This is a genomic window from Kitasatospora sp. NPDC052896 (assembly GCF_044547075.1).
Classification (GTDB): Bacteria; Actinomycetota; Actinomycetes; order Streptomycetales; family Streptomycetaceae; genus Kitasatospora.
On the sequence record NZ_JBITZU010000024.1, the window covers coordinates 64,550 to 81,917 of the forward strand.

The window sequence follows — 17,368 nt, forward strand, 5'->3', positions numbered from 1 at the left end:
GGGCGCCCGGTCGCGGCACAATGGGCGGATGACCGGTCTGACCGAGCGCGACCTCGCGGTGCTGGCCCTGGAGGCCCGGCCCTGGCACACCCAGGGTGCCAAGGAGCAGGCCGTCCGCGAGGAGCTGGGCATCTCCAGCACCCGCTACTACCAGCTGCTGAACCGCCTGCTCGACCGCCCGGAGGCGCTGGCGCACGACCCGGTGCTGGTCAACCGGTTGCGCCGGATCCGCGAGGCGCGCCGGGCCGAGCGCTGACGACTAGCGTCCGGGCACCGTGGGTAGGGTCCGGGCCATGGGCTCCTCCGACACCACCGAACCGCACACCCCGGCCGGCCGGGCCGGACTGGCCGCGCTGCTCGCCGCACCCGCCGGAGCGGTCGTCGCGCTGGACTTCGACGGCACGCTGGCCCCGATCGTGGCCGACCCCGAGCAGGCCCGGGCACACCCCGGGGCGGTCCCGGTGCTGGCCCGGCTGGCGCCGCGGCTCGGCGCGGTGCTGGTGCTGACCGGGCGGCCGGCGGCGACGGCGGTGCGCCTCGGCGGCTTCGCCGACGTGCCCGGGCTGGAGCACCTGGTGGTGCTCGGCCACTACGGCGCCGAGCGCTGGGACGCGGCCACCGGTGAGCTGGTGGAGCCGCCGGTGCACCCCGGGGTGCCCGCCGTCCGGGCCGAACTCCCGCGCCTGCTCGCCGAGTCGAACGCCCCGGAGGGCACCTGGACGGAGGACAAGGGTCGTTCGGTGGCGGTGCACACCCGGCGCACCGCCGACCCGGACGGCACCCTGGCCGCGCTGCGCGAACCGCTCGCCCGGCTGGCCGCCGCGCACGGCCTGGCGGTCGAACCGGGCCGGATGGTGGTCGAGTTGCGCCCGCCGGGCGTCGACAAGGGCGCCGCGCTGGCCGACTTCCTGCGTGAGCGCGGTGCCCGCTCGGTGCTCTACGCCGGCGACGACCTGGGCGACCTGGCCGCCTACGCGACGGTCGAGAAGCTGCGCGCGGACGGCCTGCCCGGCCTGCTGGTGTGCAGCGGCCCGGTCACCGGGGAGCCGCCGGTGCGCGAACTCGCCGACCGGGCCGACCTGGTGGTCCCCGGCCCGGCCGGCGTGGTGGCGCTGCTGGAGTGGCTCTGCTCGGTGATCCCCGCTCGGTGAGGGCCCTACGCGGTCAGCTAGACGGCCAGCTAGGCGGTCAGCTCTGCTCGGTGAGTTCGGCGAGCTGGTCGAGGAACCACTGCTGGGGGGAGAGGGCGGTGGCCGCCGCGGCGAGGCGCTTGGTGCGCTCGGTGCGTTCGTCGACGGGCATGGCGAGGGCGCGGTGCAGGGCGTCGGCGGTGCCCACCACGTCGTACGGGTTGACCACCAGGGAGTCCTCGGCCAGTTCGTGGTAGGCGCCGGCCTCGCGGGAGAGCACCAGCGCGCAGCCGCCCTCGGAGACCACCGGGATCTCCTTGGCGACCAGGTTCATGCCGTCCCGGATCGGGTTGACCAGCGCCACGTCGGCCAGCCGGTAGGCGGCCAGCGAGCGGGCGAAGTCGTCCTCGACCTGGAGTATCAGCGGCTGCCAACCGTCCGTCGCGAACTCGGCGTTGATCTCCGCGCTGAGCCGGGTCACCTCGGCGGTGTAGGAGCGGTACTCGGCCAGGTCCTGCCGGGACGGGTAGGCGAAGGCGATGTGCACCACCCGCTCGTGCCACTCGGGCCGGGTGCGCAGCAGGTGGCGGTAGGCCAGCAGGCCGCGGACGATGTTCTTGCTCAGCTCGGTGCGGTCCACCCGGACGATGGTCCGGCGGTCGCCGGCCGCCGCGCGCAGGGCGGCCAGCCGCTCGTCCACGTCCGGCCGGTGGGAGCGCTCGCGCAGGAACTCGCCGTCCGCGCCCAGGCTGTGCACGCCGAGCCGGGTGGTCCGGCCCTGGAAGCTGACCGAGAGGTCGGCCCGGTCGACTTCCGCGCCGAGCAGGTCGGCGCAGCAGTCGGCGAAGGCGGCGGCCCAGCGCCGGGTGTGGAAGCCGGCGCGGTCGGCGCCGAGAACGCCGGTGAGCACCGCGGCGGCCACGTCGTCGGGCAGCAGCCGGAAGTAGTCGGCGGGGGCCCAGGGGATGTGCGAGAAGTAGCCGATCCGCAGGTCCGGGCGGAGCGCCCGGAGCAGTGCCGGGGCGAGCGCGAGGTGGTAGTCCTGCACCAGCACGGCGGCGCCCGGCGCGGCCTCGGCGGCCAGCGCCTCGGCGAAGGCGGCGTTGTACGCCTCGAAGGCGGACCACTGCTCCCGGAAGTCGGCGTCGAAGGCGGGGGAGACCGGCGTGTCGTACAGCAGGTGGTGGACGAACCACAGGGTGGAGTTGGCCACCCCGTTGTAGGCGCGGTCGAAGATCCCGGGGTCGATGTCCAGCATCCGGACGGCCTGTCCGCCGACGTCGAAGCCGCCGCGGTCGAGCCGGCCGGACGGGGAGCGCCGGGCCGCCTCGCGGTCCGCCTCGCCCAGCGCCGCGCAGACCCAGACGGCGTTCGGATCGTCGATCGCGGACAGTCCGGAGACCAGCCCGCCACCGCCGCGCCGCAGGGTCAGCGACCCGTCCTGTGCCTTGCTGAAGGAGACCGGACCCCGGTTGGAAGCCACCAGGATGCGTGCGGTCGTTTGATCGGCCATATCTCCACCCTTGCCGGGGCCGGCGGGTGGCAAACCCCGGGGGGTTGTGCCGGTCACGGCTTGCGGTACTCCGGAATGTCGGCCATCGGCGGGCGGTCCAGGGCGGGCACGGGGTGGCTGTGGCCGGTGAAACCGCCGTCGGTGCTGTCCCGGGAGAACTGGGTCAGCACCGGGCGGGCCAGGTCGTCGGCGGCCTTCAGCCGGTGGCTCCGGTCGAGCCGCTCCAACGCGGTGCGGTAGATGGTCGCGGCCATCCGGCCGAGCGCCTGGCCGTCCTGGTGGCGGTGGTGCCGCACGCCCACGTCCACCTGGGCCAGCGCGTCCAGCCCGACCAGCTCCAGCGCGTCCACCAGCAGGCCCAGCTCGACCCCGTAGCCGGTGGGGAACGGCAGCCGCTCCAGCAGCGAGCGGCGGGCCGCGTACTCGCCGCCGAGCGGCTGGACGAAGCCGGCCAGCTGCGGCCAGTGCAGGTTGAGCAGCGGGCGGGCGACCAGCTCGGTGACCCGCCCACCGCCGGCCGGCACGATCGCCCCTCCGGTCTCGAGCGGGCGGTCGTACATCGCCTTGACCAGCTGGATCCCGGGGTCGGTGAGCAGCGGGCCGACGATCCCGGTGACGAAGGCCGGGTCGAACTCGCGCAGGTCGGCGTCGACGAAGCAGACGATCGCGCCGCTGGTCGCCAGCAGCGAGCGCCAGAGCACCTCGCCCTTGCCGGGCACCGCGGGCAGCCGGGGCAGGATGTCGTCCCGGTGCACCACCCGGGCGCCGGCCTCGGCCGCGAACCGCGCGGTGCGGTCCTCGGAGCCGGAGTCGACCACCACCAGCTCGTCCACCAGCGGCAGCCGTTCCATCAACTCGCGGCGGATCACCGAGACGATCCCGCCGACCGTGGCCTCCTCGTCCAGGGCCGGCAGCACCACGCTGACCGTGCCGGCCGGCCCGGCCACCCGCTTCGCGTCGAGCAGCGCCCGGACCGGGCGCTGGGCCGCGGTCCAGGAGCGGCGGCGCAGCCAGGACGCCACCTCCGGGAGCAGCGCGGGTATCGGCTCGACGGACAAGGCGGGCTCCTCATGGACTGGCCATCTCGCGGATCGGACGGCAGGGGTCAGGCGCGGGGCCTTCGGTTACAGTCTTCGTACAGCGGCCGGACCTTCGCACGCCGGGGTCGGTCGCCGAGCAGGACCACAACTTCACAGAGCTCATCCAGAGGGACTGAGGGAACGGCCCGTCGACGTCCCGGCAACCTTCTCGTCCGGCCGCGCAGGCCCCGGCGGGACAGGTGCCAATTCCGGCCCGCCGCGCGACCGCGCGGTGGGGAAGATGAGGAGAGAGGCCTCCGCCATCATGGCTCTTGACACCAGGGCACCCGTTTCCACCGTCGACCTCGGCCCCGCGACCGCGCTGTCCTGTCGCGAGTGCGGCACCCGGTTCCCGCTCGGTCCCAGCTTCGCCTGCCTGGAGTGCTTCGGCCCGCTGGAGATCGCCTACGACTACCGCGGTTACGACGCGGACGGGCTGCGCAAGCGGATCGAGGCCGGCCCGGCCTCGATCTGGCGCTACGCCCCGCTGCTGCCGGTGCCGGCCGACGTGGCGGCCAAGCCCAACCTGAACCCCGGTTGGACCCCGCTGGTCAAGGCCGACAACCTGGGCCGCGAACTCGGCTTCAGTGCCCGACTGCACGTCAAGGACGACTCCGGCAACCCGACCCACTCCTTCAAGGACCGGGTGGTGGCCTGCGCCATCGAGGCGGCCCGGGCGTTCGACTTCACCACCCTGTCCTGCTCGTCCACCGGCAACCTGGCCGGCGCGGTGGGCGCCGCGGCGGCCCGGGCCGGCTTCCGGTCCTGCGTGTTCATCCCGCACGACCTGGAGCAGGGCAAGATCGTGATGGCCGGGGTGTACGGCGGCGAGCTGGTCGGCATCGAGGGCAACTACGACGACGTGAACCGGTTCTGCTCGGAGCTGATCGGCGACCCGGCCGGCGAGGGCTGGGGCTTCGTCAACGTCAACCTCCGGCCGTACTACGGCGAGGGCTCGAAGACCCTGGCGTACGAGATCTGCGAGCAGCTCGGCTGGCGGCTGCCCGAGCAGCTGGTGATCCCGATCGCCTCGGGCTCCCAGCTCACCAAGATCGACAAGGGCCTGCAGGAGCTGATCAAGCTCGGCCTGGTCGAGGACCGGCCCTACCGGATCTTCGGCGCCCAGGCGGCCGGCTGCTCGCCGGTCTCGGCCGCGTTCAAGGCCGGGCACGACGTGATCCGGCCGGTCAGGCCGGACACCATCGCCAAGTCGCTGGCGATCGGCAACCCGGCGGACGGCCCGTACGTGCTGGACATCGCCCGGCGCACCGGCGGTGCGGTGGAGGACGTGACGGACGCCGAGGTGGTGGCGGCGATCCGGCTGCTGGCCCGGACCGAGGGGATCTTCGCGGAGACCGCCGGCGGCGTGACCATCGGCGTGCTGAGGAAGTTGGTCGAGAACGGCGTGCTGGACCCGGCCAGGGAGACCGTCGCGATCAACACCGGAGACGGCCTGAAGACCCTGGACGCGGTCGCGGGCGCCGGCCTCACCGCGACCATCCGGCCCTCCCTGGAGTCGTTCCGGGCCGCCGGCCTGGCGTCCTGAGGTCCCGTCGATCCCCCCTTCCGTGAGCGAGGAGAACCCCGTCATGAGCGTCACCGTCCGCATCCCGACCATCCTGCGCAACTACACCGACGGCGCGACCGAGGTGACCGCCGAGGGCGCCACCCTGGCCGAGGTGATCTCGGACCTGGAGCGGAACCACGCCGGCATCTCGGCCCGGATCCTGGACGACGCGGGCCAGCTGCGCCGCTTCGTCAACGTCTACGTCAACGACGACGACGTGCGCTTCGCCGGTGGCCTGGCCGCCGAGATCGCGGACGGCGCCGGCGTGTCCATCATCCCGGCGGTGGCCGGCGGCTGCTGAGCCGCACCGGGCCGACCAGCGCGGGTGCAGGGCGCCGCGCCACCCTGACGGACCGTCGGGCGGTGCGGCGCCCTGCGCCGTGCGTGGCGTTGTCTGATTCGTCCGCGCCAGGGCATAGGCTTTGTCCGTCCCATGAGACATGCCCCATTGGCGTTTCGTTCGAACATGTCGGCGACGTGTCAGAATTATTTGGGCAATTCGCGGTATTCGTCCGCTATGTCCCGCGTGCATTGCGGAGATCTGTCGCTTTCCTCCCGTCCTATCCCTTGGCGCCGCCGACGAATTGGCGTTCAGTGGGCCTGTTGCACAGGGCGGCGATCCGGATACATTCAGCCGCGGTCGGCGCATTCGTCTGTTCCGCCGGCACCGTCAGGTGCCCGGGGGTGGGGCGCTGCGGCGTGCAGGGCTGCGCCCAGGGGGGTTTCCTCGGGCCGGTCCATCAGACCCGGGTCCGCGACCTGCGGACCCGTCGAAGGGCCAGCACAGCAATAGGGGAGTTCGGAATGGCTCAGGGCACCGTCAAGTGGTTCAACGCGGAGAAGGGCTACGGCTTCATCGCGGTCGACGGTGGTGCGGACGTGTTCGTCCACTACAGCGCGATCCAGATGGACGGCTACCGCACCCTCGAGGAGGGCCAGCGGGTCGAGTTCGAGATTTCCCAGGGGCAGAAGGGCCCGCAGGCGGACATGGTCCGCGCGGCGGTCTGACCTTTCCGAACCTCGGAGCCTCGGCTCGGTCACGAGCTGGCGCCCTTGCGGCAGGCCCGTGCCACCTCCCTTCCCGGGGGTGGCGCGGGCCTGCCGCCGTTCGCGCGGCTCGTCGTGGCTTGCGGTCAGGAGCTTGCACTCGCCATGCCGGAGTGCTAATCATTGGCGTTAGCACTCGCAGCATGAGAGTGACAAACGGACCGGGTCGGTGAGGCCCCCGGGAGCGGTAGGGGACAGGACCCCCGCACACCAGGGCCGTCCGTCGCGGGCGCCACTGGTCCGAGCAGTCGACCGTGTCCTGGAGGACCACTTCCGATGGCCAAGATCATCGCGTTTGACGAGGAAGCTCGCCGCGGCCTTGAGCGCGGCATGAACCAGCTTGCCGACGCCGTCAAGGTGACGCTGGGCCCCAAGGGCCGCAACGTCGTCCTTGAGAAGAAGTGGGGTGCCCCCACGATCACCAACGACGGTGTCTCGATCGCCAAGGAGATCGAGCTCGAGGACCCGTACGAGAAGATCGGTGCGGAGCTCGTCAAGGAGGTCGCCAAGAAGACCGACGACGTCGCGGGTGACGGCACCACCACCGCCACCGTGCTGGCCCAGGCGCTCGTTCGCGAGGGTCTGCGCAACGTCGCGGCCGGCGCCAACCCGATGGCCCTGAAGCGCGGCATCGAGAAGGCCGTCGCGGCCGTCTCCGACCAGCTGCTGGCGCAGGCCAAGGACGTGGAGACCAAGGAGCAGATCGCCTCCACCGCCTCCATCTCCGCCGCCGACACCCAGATCGGCGAGCTGATCGCCGAGGCCATGGACAAGGTCGGCAAGGAAGGCGTCATCACCGTCGAGGAGAGCAACACCTTCGGTCTGGAGCTCGAGCTCACCGAGGGCATGCGCTTCGACAAGGGCTACATCTCGGCCTACTTCGCCACCGACCTGGAGCGGATGGAGGCGTCGTTCGACGACCCGTACATCCTGATCGCCAACTCCAAGATCGGCTCGGTCAAGGACCTGCTCCCGCTCCTCGAGAAGGTCATGCAGAGCGGCAAGCCGCTGCTGATCATCGCCGAGGACGTCGAGGGCGAGGCCCTGTCGACCCTGGTCGTCAACAAGATCCGCGGCACCTTCAAGTCCGTCGCCGTCAAGGCTCCGGGCTTCGGCGACCGCCGCAAGGCCATGCTCGGCGACATCGCCATCCTCACCGGCGGCACCGTGATCTCCGAGGAGGTCGGCCTCAAGCTGGAGAACGCCGGCCTGGACCTGCTGGGCACCGCCCGCAAGGTCGTCATCACCAAGGACGAGACCACCATCGTCGACGGTGGCGGCGACAGCGAGCAGGTCGCCGGCCGGGTCAACCAGATCCGCGCCGAGATCGAGACCAGCGACTCGGACTACGACCGCGAGAAGCTCCAGGAGCGCCTCGCCAAGCTGGCCGGCGGCGTGGCCGTCATCAAGGCCGGCGCGGCCACCGAGGTCGAGCTCAAGGAGCGCAAGCACCGCATCGAGGACGCCGTGCGCAACGCCAAGGCGGCCGTCGAGGAGGGCATCGTCGCCGGCGGTGGCGTGGCCCTGCTGCAGGCCGGTGTCGCGTTCGACAAGCTGGAGCTGGACGGCGACGAGGCCACCGGTGCCAACATCGTCAAGGTCGCGCTGGAGGCCCCGATCAAGCAGATCGCGACCAACGCCGGCCTGGAGGGTGGCGTCGTGGTGGAGAAGGTGCGCAACCTCCCCGCCGGTCACGGCCTGAACGCCGCCACCAACGAGTACGTCGACCTGATCGGCGCGGGCATCATCGACCCGGCCAAGGTCACCCGCTCCGCGCTGCAGAACGCCGCCTCCATCGCGGCGCTCTTCCTCACCACCGAGGCCGTCATCGCCGACAAGCCGGAGAAGGCCGCCGCGGGCGCCCCGGGCGGCATGCCGGGCGGTGACATGGACTTCTGATCCTGCCTCAGGATCGGTCGTTCGACCCCGTCCGCGAGGGCGGCCCCCGTTGAAGGGGGCCGCCCTCGCGGCGTTCTCCGTGCCCAGGGTCTGGTGGACGCCCACGCTGCGCACCGCTTCGACGCGGAGGGGCCGACCGTGACGCTCTTCGCCGAGCCGGAGGGCGGGACGTACCGGCGGAGCACCCGGGTGCCCTTCGGGCAGCCGGTGGCGTTGCCCGAACCGTTCGGGATCGAGCTGAGCACCGAGGCGTTTCCGGCCGCCAAGTGGGTTGCGGGAGAATAGGGGGGTGGTTGAGTCTCCTGATCTGGAAGCCGCGCTGCACCGGGCGCGGGCGCTGATTCTCGCTGACCTGTCGGCGCGGGACGTCGCGGACGCGGCGGTGGTGTCGCTGGTGGAGGACGCGGTGACGCACCGGCGGTGGTGGTTGGAGCAGTGGCCGGACGGGGTGGACTTCGTGCTCGGGCTGGTGGCGCAGGACGTGCAGGACGCGCTGCTGGAGGCCTACGGGCGGTGGCCGCTCTGCGAGCGGTGTGCGGTGGAGGGTGACCCGCACGCGTTGAGCGTGGAGCCGGAGCTGGGGCCGGACCCGCACTGGGTGTGCGGCAAGGAGGGCGTCGTGGTGGCGCCGGTCGGCTCGCTGTGACCACCGGTTCGCCGTGACCGGCTGAGCAGGTCGAGTTCGGCGGCGAGGTTGGCCCGGGCCTGCCGCTCGTAGCGCTGGTGGGCGGTCGGGGTGCGGTAGAGCGCGGGGAGCGCCAGGAGCTGGGTCAGTACGGCCGCGCGCCCGGTGCGGAAGGCCTCGGCCGGGACGAAGGCGTACTCCTCGCGGACGGCGGCCGCGTAGGCCGCGTACCGCTCCGGGGCGGCGCCGAGGACCGCGAGGTCGGCGTCGCAGAGCACCTCGCCGTCCCGGTCACCGGGCGCCGGGTGGTGACCGACGGTCAGCCGGACCAGCCGCACCACCTGTTCGGTGCGTTCGGCCGGCAGCCCGGCCTGGCCCAGCGCGCGGATCGCCAACTGGGCGCTGCGCTCCTCGTTCTCGGTGCGGTCGGGCCGGTAGACGGCGTCGTGGAACCAGGCGGCCAGTCGGACGGTGTCCGGGTCGTCGGCGTGCCCGGCGAGTGCGTCCACCTGGTCCAGCACCGCCAGCAGGTGGTCGGTGGTGTGGTAACGCCGCCAGGGTTCGGCCCAACGGGCCAGCAGCGCGCGGCCGTAGGGCGCCGGGTCGGCGCGGGCGCCGCAGCGGGTCAGCAGGTCGGTCCAGCGGGCCAGCAGGGCCTCGGTGGCTGGGTGCGGTTCGGTCCCCATGGCCGCCATTCTGCCGGGGCCGGACAGCGGGGGTCAGCTGTTCGGCATGGTGGGCGTCATCGGGGGGCCGCCGTACCCGACGCTCTGGCTGCCCGTGGTGGCGGCGGCGCTGGTCGCGGTGGTGTCCGGCCGGCGGCTGCGGCGGCCGGACCGGGCGGCGCGGGGCTGAGCGGCCGGGGCCTTCTCCCGGACGGCCCGGACATGTGGCAAGGTAGCTCACATGTCTAGACCAATGTTCGAAGTGATCGCACTCACCGCGCTCGACGCCCGGGCCGCCCAGTCCGGTGGCGCCGACCGCCTCGAACTGGTCGCCGACATGGCCGCCGACGGGCTCACCCCGGCGGTGCGGGACTTCGCGGCGATCCGAGCCGCCGTCGAGCTGCCGCTGCGGGTGATGCTGCGGATCCGGGACGGCTTCGCGCCGGGTGACCTGGACGCACTGTGCGCCCGGGCGACCGCGCTGCGGGCCGAGGGGGCGGAGGAGTTCGTGCTCGGCTTCCTGGACGCCACGGGCGGGGTGGACCTGGCGACGGTGCGGACCGTGCTGACGGCGATCGACGGCTGCGCCTGGACCTTCCACCGGGCGATCGACCACAGCGCCGACCGCGCCGCGCTGCGGGCGGCGGTCGCCGAGCTGCCGGGGCTGGACGCCTTCCTCACCGCGGGGGCGGCGGCCGGCGTCGGCTCGGGGCGCGAGGTGCTGACCGGCGAGTTGGCGAAGGCGGGGGAGCCCGGCTACCTGCCACGGATCCTGATCGGTGGCGGGCTGCTGGCCGAGCACCTGCCGGAGCTGCGCGCCGAGGGCTTCGACGCCTTCCACGTCGGCGGCGCGGTGCGGCCGGGCGGCTGGGACGCCCCGGTCGACCCGGCGGCCGTCGCGCGCTGGCGGGCGCTGATCGACGGCTGACGGCGGGGACGGACGAACCGTCCCCGCCGCCCCGCGCGGTCAGTCCAACTGGGCTGGCAGCGGCTCAGCGTGCACCACCGTCAGGCCGGAGACCGCCCGGGTGAGCGCCACGTACAGCCGGCGCAGCCCGGTCCGCTCGTCGGGCTCGCCGGCCACCACCGCGGCCGGCTCGTCGAGCACCACGTAGTCGTACTCCAGGCCCTTCGCCAGCGAGGCCGGCACCAGGGTGAGCCGGATCTGCGCGGTGGTCTCGGTGCCGGGTTCCAGGTGGGCCAACCCGGCCTCGTCCAGCGCCTGTCGGAGCAGCGGGATGCGGGCGTCGGCGGCGATCAGGCCGGTCGAGCCCTCGCGCTCCAGCGCGGCCCGGCAGGCCGCGACCACCGCCTGCTCCGGTGCCCCGGGCGCGTGCACGAAGGCGAGCGAGTCGGCCGCGCCACGGATCGAGGTGGCCGGGTTCAGGCCGGGGGCGATCGCGGGCAGCAACCGGGAGGCGTAGCCGATCACCTCCTCCGGCACCCGGAACCCGGTGGTCAACTCCTCGATGTGGGCGTCCGGTTTGCCGAGGTGGAGCAGTGCCTCCGGCCAACTCCCGGTCGCCCAGGGCGTGGTGCCCTGCGCGAGGTCGCCGAGCACGGTGGCCGAGCCGGTGCTGCACCGCCGGCCGACCGCGCGGTACTGCATCGGCGAGAGGTCCTGCGCCTCGTCCAGCACCACATGGCCGAGCGAGGGGGTGCGCTGCACCAGGTCGGCCGCCTCGTCCACCAGCACGGCGTCGGCGGCCGTCCAGGGCGCCGACTTGACGGACCGTCCGGGCTTCGGCCACCTGACGGCCTGCTGCTCATCGGAGTTGAGCACGCCCTCGGCGCAGCGGGCCAGGAACTCCGCGTCGGTGAGCAGCCGGTGCACCAGCTTGACCGGATCGACCGCCGGCCAGCAGGCCTTGACGGTGGCCTTCACCTGCGGCGAACGGGCCACCGCGTCCTGTACCCGGTCGTCCGGCGCCTCGCCGCTCTGCTCCATCTTCAGCAGGACGGCGTGCGCGATGCGCTGCGGCAGGGCCTCCATGGCGGCGCCGTAGCGGATCTCGCGGGCGGCCAACTCCTTGACGATCTCCGCGAGTTCGTAGGCCGGAACGCGCCAGCGACGGGAGCCGCGGACCACCACGCAGGGCTCGTCGGGCACCGTGATGCCGGCCCGGACGGCCCGCCGCAGCACCTCGGCCATCCGCGCGTCGCCCTTGATCCGGGCCGCCCCGGGGGCGTCCGTGCCGCGCACCTCGACATGGCCCACCAGCTCCTGGACGGTGGCCTGGGCGACCTCCAACTCGCCGAGCGCGGGCAGCACCTGCTCGATGTAGGAGAGGAACGAGCTGTTCGGCCCGACCACCAGGGTGCCGGACTTGGCGAGCCGCTCGCGGTGCGCGTAGAGCAGGTAGGCGACCCGGTGCAGGCCGACCGCGGTCTTCCCGGTGCCGGGCGCGCCCTGGACGCAGACCGTGCCGCCGATCTCGGCTCGGACGATCTCGTCCTGCTCGGGCTGGATGGTGGCGACGATGTCGCGCATCGGGCCGACGCGGGGCTTCTCGATCTCGGCCGCGAGCAGCGCGGAGGCGGTCCCCGTCTCCTCGGGGTCGCTCAGGTGCTCGTCCTCGTAGGCGGTCAACTCGCCGCCGGTGTAACCGAACCGACGCCGCCGCTCGACGTCCAGCGGGTCCTTGCGGCTGGCCCGGTAGAACGGCTGGGAGACCGGCGCGCGCCAGTCGATCACCATCGGGTCGCCGTCGGCGTCGTGCACGTGCCGCCGGCCGATGTAGAACCGCTCCCCGCCGGAACCCTCGCTCACCTCGGTGGAGACGGCGTGCAGGTAGTCCAGCCGGCCGAAGAAGAGCGGGGCGTGCGCGAGGTCGGCCAGCGAGGCGATCCGCTGCTCGATCTGCTTGCGCAGGATCTCGGCGGTCACCCAGGTGCCGGCGACGTCGGAGATGTTCAGCGCCTGGGCGTCCTCGCGCATGGCGCGCAGCGCGGCGCGGGAGGAGGCGAGGTGGTCGCGCTCGCGCCGCAGGGGGTCGGCCGCCGCGGGCAGTGGCGCGGCGGTGGAAGTGACGGGGGAGTGCACAGCGAACCTTCCCGGCCGCGCCCGTCCAGGGCCGCGGCGGTCTCGTCGTAGCTCACGGTGAAAGGGGAACCCGACCGGTTGCCGAGCGGTCAGGGCCTCCCACGGCTGCCACGAGCGGCACCACGGTTCGGGAGGGGGCAGACCGGACAGCATAGACCCGGCCCGCTCCGGGCGCTAACGGTTTCCGGTCGCCGCCCCTGCCGGCTGAGGGTCTGCCGTAGGGGTCCCGGCCGGCCCCGTACCTCCGCAGGACGAGCGGCCCCGGACTTCGGGCTGATGCCGCCGACCGGGTGGAAAACTACCGTGGAGGTATGAGTTCCGTTCACCTGACGGCGTCCCCGGGAGCGACCCAGACCCCCCGGGCACGCACTCCGCAGCAGTCCGAGTCCGTTCCCACCCCGACCCACGGCAGTACCGCCGCCACCGGCCGCCGCGACGGCCCGCTGGCCCGGGCCGTGCGCAACACCGGCATCCTGCTGGACACCGCCGCCCGCGTGGTCTTCCTCGGGCGCGACGGCGTCCGGATGTGACCCGCCGGCCAGCCCCCGCTACCGGATGTCGTCCGCGTCGATGATCCGGTAGGCGTAGCCCTGCTCGGCCAGGAAGCGCTGCCGGTGGGCGGCGAAGTCCTGGTCCACGGTGTCCCGGGCCACCACCGAGTAGAAGTGCGCCGCGTGCCCGTCCGCCTTCGGGCGCAGCACCCGGCCCAGCCGCTGGGCCTCCTCCTGGCGCGAGCCGAAGGTCCCGGAGACCTGGATGGCCACGGTGGCCTCCGGCAGGTCGATCGAGAAGTTGGCCACCTTCGACACCACCAGCACGCTGATCTCCTTGGTGCGGAACGCGTCGAAGAGCTTCTCCCGCTGCGCGTTGCTGGTCTCGCCCTTGATCACCGGGGCGTCCAGCGCCTCGCCCAGCTCGTCCAACTGGTCGATGTACTGCCCGATGATCAGCGTCTGGTCCTTCTCGTGCTTCTTCACCAGCGCCTCCACCACCCGGCGCTTGGTCGCCGTGGTCGAGCAGAACCGGTAGCGCTCCTCCGGCTCGGCGGTGGCGTAGGCGAGCCGCTCGGAGTCGCTCAGGGTGACCCGCACCTCGCAGCAGTCGGCGGGCGCGATGTAGCCCTGGGCCTCGATCTCCTTCCACGGCGCGTCGAAGCGCTTGGGGCCGATCAGCGAGAAGACGTCGCCCTCCCGGCCGTCCTCGCGGACCAGGGTCGCGGTCAGCCCGAGCCGGCGGCGGGCCTGCAGGTCGGCGGTGAACTTGAAGACCGGCGCGGGCAGCAGGTGCACCTCGTCGTAGACCACCAGGCCCCAGTTGCGGGCGTCGAACAGCTCCAGGTGGGCGTAGACGCCCTTCCGCTTGGTGGTCATCACCTGGTAGGTGGCGATGGTGACCGGGCGGATCTCCTTGCGGGTGCCGCTGTACTCGCCGATCTCGTCCTCGGTCAGCGAGGTGCGCTTCACCAGCTCGTGCTTCCACTGCCGGGCCGAGACGGTGTTGGTGACCAGGATCAGCGTGGTCGACTTGGCCTCCGCCATCGCCGCCGCGCCGACCAGCGTCTTGCCGGCGCCGCAGGGCAGCACGACCACGCCGCTGCCGCCGTGCCAGAAGCCCTCGACCGCCTGCCGCTGGTACGGGCGCAGCTGCCAGCCGTCCTGCTCCAGCTCGATCGGGTGCGCCTCGCCGTCCACGTACCCGGCGTGGTCCTCGGCCGGCCAGCCGAGCTTGAGCAGCACCTGCTTGATCTGGCCGCGCTCGGACGGGTGCACGATCACGGTGTCCGGCTCGACCCGGGCGCCGACCAGCGGCGCGATCTTCCTGGAGCGCAGCACCTCCTCCAGCACCGGGCGGTCGGTGGTGCTGAGCACCAGGCCGTGCACCGGGTGCTTGAGCAGCTGGAGCCGTCCGTACCGGGCCATCGTGTCGGCGACGTCCACCAGCAACGCGTGCGGCACCGGGTAGCGGGAGTAGCTGACCAGGGCGTCGACCACCTGCTCGGCGTCGTGTCCGGCCGCCCGCGCGTTCCACAGCCCGAGCGGTGTCACCCGGTACGTGTGCACGTGCTCGGGCGCACGCTCCAGCTCGGCGAACGGCGCGATGGCCCGGCGGCAGTCGGCGGCCCTGGGGTGGTCGATCTCCAGCAGCAGGGTCTTGTCGCTCTGGACGATCAGTGGCCCGTCGTTCACGGTGAGCAGTCCTCCCTCGGTTCGGCGCAGACCCTCCAGTGTCCCGCATCCGCCGACCGCCCGGGGGCGCCGGTCAGGCGGCCAGCCAGACGTAGGCGGCCAGGCGGCCGGAAGCCCACTGCCGCACCCGGAGATCGGCTGGCCCACGGACCAGAGCGAGCCCCCCAGGACCACCGGGCGGGGCCCATCGGGGCCGTCTCCGGGCTCAGCAAGCCGCGCCGTACTGGCTCGTCAGTCGCCGGACCTCAGCCTCCTTGAACGCCTGCACCTCTTCCACGATCCCGCTCTTCGAGAGCTCGGCCACAGGTACGCAGAGGTCCATGCGCTGAATGCAGACGCCGACCATGTACTTCCCCTGGTCGGTGAGGTACAGCCGGATGCCGTAATAGCCTTCCTGGCAGTCCGTGTCGTTGTTGAACCGGCACGACGCGCAGGTGTCCGGCAGCCGCACCGGTAGCAGCCGCTTGACGTAGACCGCTCGGCTGCCGAGTGCCCGGTACAGGGTGCGTTCGTCGGAGGTGCCGGCGGTGAACGTCCGAAGCACCGGATCAGCACCGACACGGGCCAGCACCTCGGAGATAGCCGCGATCGACTCCGCCCCGTCCTGGATGCTGGTGAGCATCCGTACATCCGCGAACTGGCCGTGCGACTCGATCAGGTTGACGACCCGATCCACATGGGCCATTCCGGGAACGACGATGTTCACGGAGACCTTCACGCCGTTGGACACAGCAGCGCGGATGGTCTGTTCCGCGGCGCGGATCTTCGTGTCAGCCAGGCCCGCCGATTTGAAGCGCTCGGCCTGGACGGCCTGGAGTTCTTCGGCGGTGGTGCCGAAGACCGAGACGTTGACCCGGTTGAGGCCGGCCGCCGAGCACTCCGGCATCACCTGTCGGCCGCGTTCTCCGTTGCTGGTCATTCCGACGCTCAGCCCCATTCCGGTGAGCGCCGAGACCAGCATGGACACCTCGGTGTGCAGGGTGGGTTCCCCTCCGGTGAGGTGAACTTCGCTGGCGTCGAACGCCCTTACTACGGTCCGCACCGCCCGCCGGAAGGACATGTCCGGGGCCATCTTCGCGGAGAGGAAGTCGACGCCGTTCGTGTCGCTGTAGATCGACACACGCCCAGTCTTGCCAGACCCCGACACGAAGGGCAGCCGAGTGCGGCCCCTGTTGTCGGCAGTGACCGGTGTTCCCTCGTTGTGGCAGAACGTACAGGCCAACCCACATTCGTCGATCACCTTGACGCGGATCGTCCTGTCCCGGACGACCCGGACAGCAGGGCTTTGGGCCACGGACAAGGCAGCCTCCTTTCAGTCGAACGTGAGCCGGGGGATCGCCTCGATGTCGATCCCGTACCGGCGGTAGACCTTGGTCGTGTTCTCGCTCGTCAGCTCACCCAGGGGAAGCCCGAGCACACGCGCCGTCGCGTGGACGTGATCGGCGCTGTCCCCCTCGATCTCCAGATACGGGGGGATCAGCGGCCAGTGGTCGATCTCGACGGCCGCGCCACCAAGCGTCCAGGAGGACCGACGGTTCTCCTGATACGCCTTCGGCTGGTAGCCGAGCCTGCCGAGAAGCGTGTTCGTGGTGTCGAAATCGCCGACGGTCGTCTCCGTCTCGGTCACGCCGTCGATCGCGTCGGAGTGGATCTCCTTCACGCACAACGTGACGTCGCTGCCAGTGTCACGCAGGCGAACCCACGCGCCGGGCCGGCCGGGGATGTCATAGACGAAGCGGCGCTGGAACCGGTCGCCCAGGTGCTCCGCCCCGGCCTCGGTCAGCAGCTCTCGCATCTTCTCCGGCTCGATGCCGAGGATCTTCGCTTCGAACTCAGTTGCGGTCATCGGGAGTTGCCCTTTCTGGCGGAGGTTCGGGACACGCGAGCGCACGATATCGGCCATCGCGCCGGCTCAGGCCAGCGGTTCGCGGTCCTGAGCTGACTGGACAACCTGCATCGAGCTGAGGTGGTCGGAGTCGAACTGGTGCAGGGAAGCGGCCCCGAGGAGGAACACGGTGACCACGTGGCCGAGCGCCCAGACGCCGGTCAGGGCAGCCCGACGGGATCACGGTGCTCGCCACGATGACGGCCAACCGCCTTGGTAGGTCCAGTAGTCACGACTTGTCCGTCCTCAGCTCGAACCAGACCCATTTGCCGTACGGTGCCCATGCCGTCCCCCAGCGAGAGGAGAGAGCGTCTACGAGCCCCAGGCCGTAGCCCGACTCCGCCTCTTGCAGCGCTTCCGTGAGGCACGGCAGTGCGCCGGAGGAGTCCCGGACGCCAACCCACACGGACGCAGGTTGCCGGTTCACCGAGACTGCGATCCGCGTACAGCCCGTGTGTCGAGTCGTGTTGGCGACCAGCTCGCTCACCAACAGCTCGGCCGTATCGCGCAACTGTTCAGCGGACCACGCCCTCAAGGCAGCACCCACGAGCTCGCGGGCCGACTTCGCCGACTCCGGGAAGCAGGGCAGCTCCAGAAGGCATCCCGGGTCGTCAGGCCGCACCATCGGGATCTCGATCAGCGCGACGCCGGAAGAACCGGCGGGCGTTGCGGTGACGCTGACGGACATGCGGCCTCCGTTCTGCGAGCAGGTCAGGTGTGTTGACGCCG

Annotated in this window: 18 protein-coding genes, 1 pseudogene and 1 riboswitch; of the genes and pseudogenes, 11 read left to right on the forward strand and 8 right to left on the reverse strand. The window is 72.1% G+C overall.

All coding sequences use genetic code 11. The annotated features are described in order from the left end of the window. Positions 1-28 precede the first annotated feature (28 nt). Together ACIGXM_RS30780 and otsB are read left to right on the forward strand one after the other, a co-directional pair. A complete protein-coding gene (locus ACIGXM_RS30780) occupies positions 29-256 on the forward strand; it encodes a DUF3263 domain-containing protein (protein ID WP_396566625.1) in 228 nt (75 codons plus the stop codon). A 37-nt stretch (positions 257-293) separates the two neighbouring features. Then, positions 294-1,151, forward strand: a complete 858-nt coding sequence (gene otsB, locus ACIGXM_RS30785; protein WP_396566627.1) for a trehalose-phosphatase — start codon at positions 294-296, stop codon at positions 1,149-1,151. A gap of 37 nt (positions 1,152-1,188) precedes the next feature. Here the strand turns inward: otsB and ACIGXM_RS30790 are convergent, their stop codons facing one another. Then, entirely contained in the window at positions 1,189-2,643 is a 1,455-nt protein-coding gene (locus ACIGXM_RS30790) for a trehalose-6-phosphate synthase (RefSeq protein WP_396566629.1), read from the reverse strand. A 53-nt stretch (positions 2,644-2,696) separates the two neighbouring features. Then, positions 2,697-3,677, reverse strand: a complete 981-nt coding sequence (locus tag ACIGXM_RS30795; protein ID WP_396566728.1) for a glucosyl-3-phosphoglycerate synthase — start codon at positions 3,675-3,677, stop codon at positions 2,697-2,699. A gap of 162 nt (positions 3,678-3,839) precedes the next feature. Beyond that, positions 3,840-3,970: riboswitch (SAM riboswitch) on the forward strand. Positions 3,971-3,987: 17 nt separating this feature from the next. Here ACIGXM_RS30795 and thrC point away from each other — a divergent pair. From thrC to ACIGXM_RS30825, 6 genes are all read left to right on the forward strand, one after another. Then, positions 3,988-5,268, forward strand: a complete 1,281-nt coding sequence (gene thrC / locus ACIGXM_RS30800) for a threonine synthase (RefSeq protein WP_396566631.1) — start codon at positions 3,988-3,990, stop codon at positions 5,266-5,268. 43 nt (positions 5,269-5,311) lie between these two features. Further along, complete coding sequence (locus tag ACIGXM_RS30805; RefSeq protein WP_396566633.1) at positions 5,312-5,590, forward strand: MoaD/ThiS family protein; 279 nt, start codon at positions 5,312-5,314, stop codon at positions 5,588-5,590. A 503-nt stretch (positions 5,591-6,093) separates the two neighbouring features. After that, the gene (locus tag ACIGXM_RS30810) at positions 6,094-6,297 is read left to right on the forward strand and encodes a cold-shock protein (RefSeq protein ID WP_030289665.1); all 204 of its coding nucleotides are present in this window, start codon (positions 6,094-6,096) and stop codon (positions 6,295-6,297) included. Positions 6,298-6,612: 315 nt separating this feature from the next. Further along, on the forward strand, positions 6,613-8,235 hold the full coding sequence (gene groL / locus ACIGXM_RS30815; RefSeq protein ID WP_396566635.1) for a chaperonin GroEL: 1,623 nt from the start codon (positions 6,613-6,615) through the stop codon (positions 8,233-8,235). 93 nt (positions 8,236-8,328) lie between these two features. Then, positions 8,329-8,520, forward strand: coding sequence for a hypothetical protein (locus tag ACIGXM_RS30820; RefSeq protein WP_396566637.1), 192 nt, complete (start codon positions 8,329-8,331; stop codon positions 8,518-8,520). 4 nt (positions 8,521-8,524) lie between these two features. Continuing rightward, on the forward strand, positions 8,525-8,881 hold the full coding sequence (locus ACIGXM_RS30825; RefSeq protein WP_396566639.1) for a hypothetical protein: 357 nt from the start codon (positions 8,525-8,527) through the stop codon (positions 8,879-8,881). 17 nt (positions 8,882-8,898) lie between these two features. On the opposite strand, the pseudogene ACIGXM_RS30830 reads toward ACIGXM_RS30825, so the two are convergent. Further along, a pseudogene (locus ACIGXM_RS30830) lies at positions 8,899-9,555 on the reverse strand (hypothetical protein); the annotation flags it as partial. Here ACIGXM_RS30830 and ACIGXM_RS30835 point away from each other — a divergent pair. Next, entirely contained in the window at positions 9,545-9,715 is a 171-nt protein-coding gene (locus ACIGXM_RS30835; RefSeq protein WP_396566641.1) for a hypothetical protein, read from the forward strand. The pseudogene ACIGXM_RS30830 and the gene ACIGXM_RS30835 sit on opposite strands and share 11 nt — an antisense overlap. A 51-nt stretch (positions 9,716-9,766) precedes the next feature. Beyond that, entirely contained in the window at positions 9,767-10,453 is a 687-nt protein-coding gene (locus ACIGXM_RS30840; protein ID WP_396566643.1) for a copper homeostasis protein CutC, read from the forward strand. A 39-nt stretch (positions 10,454-10,492) separates the two neighbouring features. On the opposite strand, the gene ACIGXM_RS30845 is transcribed toward ACIGXM_RS30840, so the two are convergent. Beyond that, complete coding sequence (locus tag ACIGXM_RS30845) at positions 10,493-12,568, reverse strand: HelD family protein (protein ID WP_396566645.1); 2,076 nt, start codon at positions 12,566-12,568, stop codon at positions 10,493-10,495. 311 nt (positions 12,569-12,879) lie between these two features. Here ACIGXM_RS30845 and ACIGXM_RS30850 point away from each other — a divergent pair, with 311 nt between their 5' ends. After that, complete coding sequence (locus ACIGXM_RS30850; RefSeq protein ID WP_396566647.1) at positions 12,880-13,098, forward strand: hypothetical protein; 219 nt, start codon at positions 12,880-12,882, stop codon at positions 13,096-13,098. 18 nt (positions 13,099-13,116) lie between these two features. Here ACIGXM_RS30850 and ACIGXM_RS30855 read toward each other — a convergent pair whose 3' ends face one another. The 4 genes from ACIGXM_RS30855 to ACIGXM_RS30870 all read right to left on the reverse strand — a co-directional run bounded on the left by ACIGXM_RS30855 (position 13,117) and on the right by ACIGXM_RS30870 (position 17,327). Continuing rightward, positions 13,117-14,754 (reverse strand): DNA repair helicase XPB, encoded by a 1,638-nt coding sequence (locus ACIGXM_RS30855; protein ID WP_396566649.1) that lies wholly within the window; start codon positions 14,752-14,754, stop codon positions 13,117-13,119. 205 nt (positions 14,755-14,959) lie between these two features. Further along, positions 14,960-16,048: a radical SAM protein gene (locus ACIGXM_RS30860; RefSeq protein WP_396566730.1), complete on the reverse strand. Its 1,089-nt coding sequence runs from the start codon at positions 16,046-16,048 to the stop codon at positions 14,960-14,962. A gap of 18 nt (positions 16,049-16,066) precedes the next feature. After that, positions 16,067-16,600 carry a class IV adenylate cyclase gene (locus tag ACIGXM_RS30865; protein WP_396566651.1) on the reverse strand — a complete coding sequence of 178 codons (534 nt, stop codon included), beginning with the start codon at positions 16,598-16,600 and terminating at the stop codon, positions 16,067-16,069. Positions 16,601-16,868: 268 nt separating this feature from the next. Further along, positions 16,869-17,327 (reverse strand): ATP-binding protein, encoded by a 459-nt coding sequence (locus ACIGXM_RS30870; RefSeq protein ID WP_396566653.1) that lies wholly within the window; start codon positions 17,325-17,327, stop codon positions 16,869-16,871. Positions 17,328-17,368 lie beyond the last annotated feature (41 nt).